Origin of the sequence: Okeania sp. SIO3I5 (assembly GCF_010672085.1) — a bacterium.
GTDB lineage: Bacteria > Cyanobacteriota > Cyanobacteriia > Cyanobacteriales > Microcoleaceae > Trichodesmium.
In genome coordinates this window covers 1-6865 of record NZ_JAAHHT010000358.1, presented here as the reverse complement: position 1 = coordinate 6865, position 6865 = coordinate 1, and the positions used below count along the sequence as shown (strand labels likewise).

Below are 6865 nucleotides of genomic sequence, written 5' to 3'. Positions count from 1 at the left end.
AGTATTGTAAAGTTTTGCCGAATCAATAGAAAGATCTAGAAATCTATCAACTTTTATCCATCTTTGACAAAGAAAAGGTTTATTAGATATAATAGTGCCAAATATGTAAAACATAAACTTGCCAACAGCCATTGACCTAATTTTAAATGGGTGAAAATCCTTTCTAGCGGAGGAAGACATAAGTCTATAGCCTCCCTCGTAGTTAAACCTATAAATCTAGAAAAGCAGAAGTAAAATTAGCGAGGTAATAACATTCGGCAGATCGTAAAGTAGTCCCAAACGCTATTAGCAATGGGATAGAGGGTGTTGTAGTTCATCCAAGATTAATTAATTTGGTCTGAACTGAATATTAGAATATTTTTCTATATATTTAGAAACTATTTCAAGCTAGCAAGTTTAACAGTCGGTGCTGATAACTGATAACTGATAACTGAAGTTACGGAGAGGGAGGGATTCGAACCCTCGGTACGGGGTTCTCCCGTACAACTCATTAGCAGTGAGCCGCTTTCGACCACTCAGCCACCTCTCCTGGTCTAATAGATTATTATAATAACAGATGTTTTTGTTTATGGCAAGAGGTAAGAAGGAAAATTAATTTTGACTTAGGAGCGGATTGCTAGTATTTATATCTTAGTTTAGGTCTCACCCTAACCAAAATCTTAGAGGATTTTAACAATTGAAAAAATCATCCATATCATATATTATAACAAGCGTGAAAAAAAAATGTTACAAAACTCTAGTTATAGGGAACAGGCAACATAAGAACTGTCAATAGTAATTTGTAGCCAACATTTATCAAAGTGGTATTTTTGAGTTTTCAAGAACCAAAAGTACGCCCAATAGTAAATAATTATCACTATCTAAAGTAGATGTGTTGTCCCAGAAATCTTCTTGCCCTAACTTCCTGAAAGTAGGAATTATCAAATTAGGTAAGAGTTGAGTGAGGCGGAACAATAATTATCCTTGTGATGTCTTGGTTTACAAGGGTAAAGTTTTCCCTATAAACAAAGATATAAATGAACGAAAAAGGTCATCTATACAGAATCTAAAAATTAGCTCTTTGGGCTAATCAAACATAAATTAGCAAAGTAAATTCTAAAAAACGAGGTAAGTAAGTGACAGTAATACCAAATCCAACCCCACCATCAGTAGATGTACCTAATCCGGATGTCGATGATGGGGGACGTACCCTAGTTGCAACTCCAGGACCAGACCGTCTTCCAGGAACAAGTGGTTCTGACAATATTTCATCTTTGGCTGATGATGACTTTGTGGCAGCAGGTGCTGGTAATGATGTAGTTGTATTAGGTGGTGGTGATGATAGTGTAACTGGTGGTCCTGGCACCGACTCCCTCCAAGGTAACCGAGGAGCTGACTCCATAGACGCAGGTACAGGAGATGATAGTGTCAGAGGTGGTAGAGATAATGATACTATAGGCGGTGGCGAAGGAAGCGACATTCTATTCGGCGATCGGGGAGATGACGTAGTAGACGGTGGCGCAGGAAACGACAACGTACAGGGTAATATAGGTAATGATGCTTTGGGGGGTGATGCAGGTAATGATACCCTTGAAGGAGGTAAAGGTGCTGATACTCTGGATGGAGGTATAGGGGATGACTTCCTATCTGGTGCAAGAGGTAATGATGTTTTAACAGGTGGCACTGGAGCTGATGATTTCTTCTTCTGGTTTAATGCAAATGGTAGTTATGGAGTTGACACCCTAACAGACTTTAATAGGGATGAGGGAGATAGGATAGTTCTAGCTGCTAACTTCCCAGTTCCAGAGGATGCGAGATTTAACGCTTTAACAGGTACACCTACTGGATCGCCACTACCAGCAGATGAGTTTGCAGTCATTGAGAACTTTAACCCTGCAGTTGATGGAGATAATCCAGCAGCGATAATCTATGATCCTGCAAATGGTTTAGTCTACTACAACCCAACAGGAACTCTTGGTGATGAAGAGCAAATTGCTCGGGTTACTCGTACAAATCCTGATGGTACTCTTTTCTATGATGCTGATAACCCATTACAAAATACTGACTTTGAAATATTCTAGGTTGATTTATCAATTTTCAATATGGGTATAACCTGAGAATGAACTTTTGACTCCCTCCTATATTTAGGGGGGAATTTTGTTTTTGTTTTTGTTTTATAGCGCGTAGCGCTATACCTCTTAATCCGTATATCCGTGGCATAATCCGTGTGAGCAGCTACACGGAAAAAGTTCGAGAGTAAGGTCACGCTAAGAATGAAAATAGACAAACATCTCAAATTAGCAAAATTATATTTGACTGAAGGTAAATTCAGTGAAGCAATAGTCACCTGTAAACAAATATTAGAAAGACAACAAAACTCTGCTGATGCTTACAGAATCTTAGGGGAAAGTTATGCAGCAGAAGATAATTTTGATGAAGCTATGTTTGCTTATACAAAAGCTTTGGAGATTAAGCCAGAATATGCAGAAGTTCATGCTTTTCTCGGTCAGTTATATAGTCAGAAAAGGTGGTTTGCTGAAGCAGTTAATCAATATCAACAAGGGATTGATTTAGGATTAAAATTTCCGGAGGTCTATTATAATTTAGGTAAGATAAAGCATCAATATGGAGATTTGGAAGGTGCGATTAATTGCTATGAAACAGCGATTATTCTGAAACCAAATTATCTGAAGGCTTATTTTAGTTTAGGCATTGTTTTTGAACTGCAAAAAAATTATCAAGCAGCAGTTGATATTTATAGAAAACTAATAAGATTAAAGCCAGATTTTGTAGAAACTTATGATAATTTAGGTGGCGTTTTAGCCGATATGAATCGAACAGAAGAGGCGATTAAAGTTTATAAAGAGGCGTTAGTTTTAAAGTCTGATTCACCAAGTTTATATAATAATCTTGGTTTTACTTTATTAAAGAATAATCCTCTAGAGGCGATCGCTGTTTATCATCGTGCTATTCAATTAGACCCTGGTTTTATCAAAGCTCATTATAATTTGGGCAAGGCATTACAAATTATTGGGGAGCATGAATTGGCGGTAAAATCTTTTCAAGAAGTTATTAGATTGAAGGGGGAAAAGGATAGTGTATTGGCTGTTAGTGATTGTGCTTTTTCTTTGATGAGTATAGGTAAGTTTGGAGCAGCTTTTGTTTATTTGAAAAATGTAATTACTAATCATAATTTTGTTGATGGTTATTGTGGGTTATTAGAGGCAGATTTAGAAAATTCTGAAAATACAATATCTGATGAGTTGTATTTGACAAAAGTAGCAGGTTTTAATTTTCTCAAAGAACTGCAAAGGTTAGACACTGGTTCAGAAAATGCTCGGCAAAAATCTCAGAAAATCTTTCAATATTTGCTGGAATATTATGTTCATTTTGGTAATGTATTGATGGAAAGTGAGTCTTATGAAACTGCTGAATATTTTTATGAAAGGGGTTTACAAATTGAACCAGGTTCGGCAGATATTTATTGGTTATTAGGGAAGAGTCTGGTTAAACAAAAACGGTTAAATTCAGCAATTATTAGTTATCAAATAGCTCTGCAAATTTTACTGAGTGAAAGTAGAGTTGATGAGACGACAAAGATTTATTTTGAGTTGGCTAAGGTTCTGGAAAAACAGCAGAGATGGCAGGAAGCAATAGATTATTACAGTAAGGTTTTATCGGCAAAAGCACAACACATATTCAATAATGATTTTTTACCTTATCAAAAGTTAGAGGGATTATATTTATCTACAAAAGATTGGTTGCAGAAATTAGATGGTAAGAATTATTGCCAACTATATAAAGAAGTAAGATTAGAAAAATTAGCGACAGAATGTAGAGAAGAATTTGTAAAATCTCCTATTAAGATAGATGTTGAAAATAGGAAGAAAAATTTAGAATGTCAAGGATTAAATTGTAGTGAATGTTTAAAGCAAATTTATCAGTGGTTTAATCCAAAATCTCTTGCTCAAGGGGTATATAGTCTGAGGGTTCAGGATGAGTTTAGTCAAGATATTGATTTGCTGAGTCGGGAAAGTTCCTCCCTAACTCTCGTTCAAAAGGGAGGAACTAATTCTCTAACTCCTCTTCAAAATCGGGAAACTAAATCTTTAATTTCCCAGAAAAAATCCCCCCTAACCCCCCTTCAAAAGGGGGAAACTAATTCTTTAACTTCCCAGGAAAAATCCCCCCTAACCCCCCTTCAAAAGGGGGGGACTGAATCTCTAACTCCTCTTCAAAAGGGGGGAACTAATTCTCTAACTCCTCTTCAAAAGGAGGAAACTAATTCTGTAATTTCCCAGGAAAAATCTCCCCTAATTCCCCTTCAAAAGGGGGGAACTAATTCTCTAACTCCTCTTCAAAAGGAGGAAACTAATTCTGTAATTTCCCAGGAAAAATCTCCCCTAATTCCGCTTCAAAGGGGGGGGAATAAATCTCTAACTCCCCTTCAAAAGGGGGGGATAAAATCCCTAACATCTTTAGGTAAGGAGGGAAGCATAGCTACCTTGACAAAAGATGCAAAAAATAGTATAGAAGGATTTTCCTACTTTCAGAAACTTTCCCAAAGTCCGACTTTCGTGACTAGAGTACCGGGGGGAAGAGCTTGGATAATGCCTAAGAAAAATTACTGGAGACTATGTTACGGGATTGCCATTATGACTCCAGATAACTACTTATTGGCAGATTTGTCTAGGGAGTATCCATTTCCCTTGCCAGGATGCACAAAACATGACTCAAGTCAACATCAGATATTTGACCTGGAAGAACTACCACCTCTAGAAAAAATTGATGGTAAGGTAGCAGTATTATCGGTACTCTCAGGAAATGTCTATTTTCATTGGATGGTAGACTTGTTGCCTAGAATAGAAATATTGCGTCAGGGCATAAATTTAGAAGAGATAGATTGGTTTGTCGTTAATGACTATCAACAACCTTTTCAACGAGAAACATTGAAAAGTATTGGTATTAAAGAAGAGAAGATTTTAGCAAGCGATCGCTATCCTCATATTCAAGCAAAAGAATTAGTCGTACCTTCTTACCCTAGTTATTTAGGATGGTTACAACCGTGGGGATTAAAATTTTTAAGAGAAGTATTTCTCAGAGGTATAGCTAATAATAAGTCAGATTTTTCGGAAAGAATATATATAGGTAGAGGTAATGCTAGGTATCGGCGAATAATCAACGAAGCAGAGGTAGGAGAAATATTATGCAAGTTTGGGTTTACTTATGTTACTCCAGAGTCAATGTCTCTAGAAAATCAGATTGCGATTTTTGCCAATGCCAAGGTTATAGTCGCTCCTCATGGAAGTGGTTTAACAAATATAGTATTCTCTAACCCAGGGACAAAAGTTATTGAGCTTTTCTCACCCCACTATCTTAGATACTATTATTGGCATATTAGCCGATTATTAGGATTGGAGCATTACTTTTTAATTGGTGAAACATTTAGTTGTTATCCGATTAGAAATATAATGTATGAAAGTTCCTTAGTGGAAGATATTTTGGTGAATTTAGATTCACTAAATCAAATGCTGAAAATTATAGGTATTTGATGAACTCGGAATTCGTAAGTCAGAAGTTAGAAGTTAAATTATTTGAGTCTTTAAGGAGAATTAAAAGTTATGAATAAGAAGGTCATCAGTTAACTTTAGTAGTTACTTGAATATGTTGAAAATCTGAATGCTTATAAACCAAGAGGATGAGAAATTCGGAAAATATTGGCAGAAAAAGTAAGTCGAAATTTGACAAGACTTCTCCTGGTAGATTTATGGGAAAGAAAAAAACAGAGGATGAGAAATTCGGAAATTTTTGACAGAAAAAGTAAGTCGAAATTTGATGAGACTTCTCCTTGTAGATTTCTGGAAAAGAAAAAAGCAGAGGATGAGAAAGTCGGAAAAGATTGGCAGAAAAAGTAAGTCGAAATTTGGCAAGACTCCTCCTGGTAGATTTCTGGAAAAGAAAAAAGCAGAGGATGAGAAATTCGGAAAATATTGACAGAAAAAGTAAGTCGAAATTTGATGAGACTTCTCCTGGTAGATTTCTGGAAAAGAAAAAAGCAGAGGATGAGAAATTCGGAAATTTTTGACAGAAAAAGTAAGTCGAAATTTGGCAAGACTCCTCCTGGTAGATTTCTGGGAAAGAAAAAAGCAGAGGATGAGAAATTCGGAAAATATTGGCAGAAAAAGTAAGTCGAAATTTGACGAGACTCCTCCTGGTAGATTTCTGGAACAGAAAAAAACAGAGGATGAGAAATTCGGAAATTTTTGACAGAAAAAGTAAGTCGAAATTTGGCAAGACTCCTCCTGGTAGATTTCTGGGAAAGAAAAAAGCAGAGCATGAGAAAGTCAGAAAAGATTGGCAGAAAAAGTAAGTCGAAATTTGGCAAGACTCCTCCTGGTAGATTTCTGGGAAAGAAAAAAGCAGAGCATGAGAAAGTCAGAAAAGATTGGCAGAAAAAGTAAGTCGAAATTTGACGAGACTTCTCCTGGTAGATTTCTGGAACAGAAAAAAGCAGAGGATGAGAAAGTCGGAAAAGATTGGCAGAAAAAGTAAGTCGAAACTTGACGAGACTCCTTATTTGATGAGACTCCTCCTGGTAGATTTCTGGGAAAGAAAAAAGCAGAGGATGAGAAAGTCAGAAAAGATTGGCAGAAAAAGTAAGTCGAAATTTGACGAGACTTCTCCTGGTAGATTTCTGGAACAGAAAAAAGCAGAGGATGAGAAAGTCGGAAAAGATTGGCAGAAAAAGTAAGTCGAAACTTGACGAGACTCCTCCTGGTAGATTTCTGGGAAAGAAAAATCAAGAGCATGAGAAATTCCGCAAAGATTGGCAGAATAAAGTAAGTCGAAATTTGACGAGACTTCTCCTGGTAGATTTCTGGAACAG

Annotated in this window: 8 protein-coding genes and 1 tRNA gene; 7 read left to right on the top strand and 2 right to left on the bottom strand. The window is 36.5% G+C overall.

Annotation, left to right across the window (positions count from 1 at the left end; genetic code table 11):
• The coding region (locus tag F6K40_RS37650; RefSeq protein WP_293144567.1) for a hypothetical protein at window positions 1–180 on the bottom strand (180 nt) is incomplete at its 3' end.
• A gap of 259 nt (window positions 181–439) precedes the next feature.
• A tRNA-Ser gene (locus F6K40_RS37645) sits at window positions 440–529 on the bottom strand.
• 586 nt (window positions 530–1115) lie between these two features.
• Between F6K40_RS37645 and F6K40_RS37640 the strand changes: the two genes are divergently transcribed.
• The 7 genes from F6K40_RS37640 to F6K40_RS37610 form a co-directional block, all read left to right on the top strand.
• A complete protein-coding gene (locus F6K40_RS37640; protein WP_293144564.1) occupies window positions 1116–2060 on the top strand; it encodes a calcium-binding protein in 945 nt (314 codons plus the stop codon).
• A gap of 192 nt (window positions 2061–2252) precedes the next feature.
• Window positions 2253–5531: a tetratricopeptide repeat protein gene (locus tag F6K40_RS37635; protein ID WP_293144561.1), complete on the top strand. Its 3279-nt coding sequence runs from the start codon at window positions 2253–2255 to the stop codon at window positions 5529–5531.
• Window positions 5532–5696: 165 nt separating this feature from the next.
• Complete coding sequence (locus F6K40_RS37630; RefSeq protein WP_293144558.1) at window positions 5697–5894, top strand: hypothetical protein; 198 nt, start codon at window positions 5697–5699, stop codon at window positions 5892–5894.
• The gene (locus F6K40_RS37625; RefSeq protein ID WP_293144555.1) at window positions 5879–6064 is read left to right on the top strand and encodes a hypothetical protein; all 186 of its coding nucleotides are present in this window, start codon (window positions 5879–5881) and stop codon (window positions 6062–6064) included. Before F6K40_RS37630 ends, F6K40_RS37625 begins: the two co-directional genes overlap by 16 nt.
• Window positions 6061–6246 carry a hypothetical protein gene (locus F6K40_RS37620; protein WP_293144552.1) on the top strand — a complete coding sequence of 62 codons (186 nt, stop codon included), beginning with the start codon at window positions 6061–6063 and terminating at the stop codon, window positions 6244–6246. The genes F6K40_RS37625 and F6K40_RS37620 overlap by 4 nt, the downstream gene beginning before the upstream one ends.
• Window positions 6247–6333: 87 nt before the next feature.
• Entirely contained in the window at window positions 6334–6531 is a 198-nt protein-coding gene (locus F6K40_RS37615) for a hypothetical protein (RefSeq protein WP_293144549.1), read from the top strand.
• Window positions 6532–6623: 92 nt separating this feature from the next.
• The coding region (locus F6K40_RS37610; protein WP_293144546.1) for a hypothetical protein at window positions 6624–6865 on the top strand (242 nt) is incomplete at its 3' end.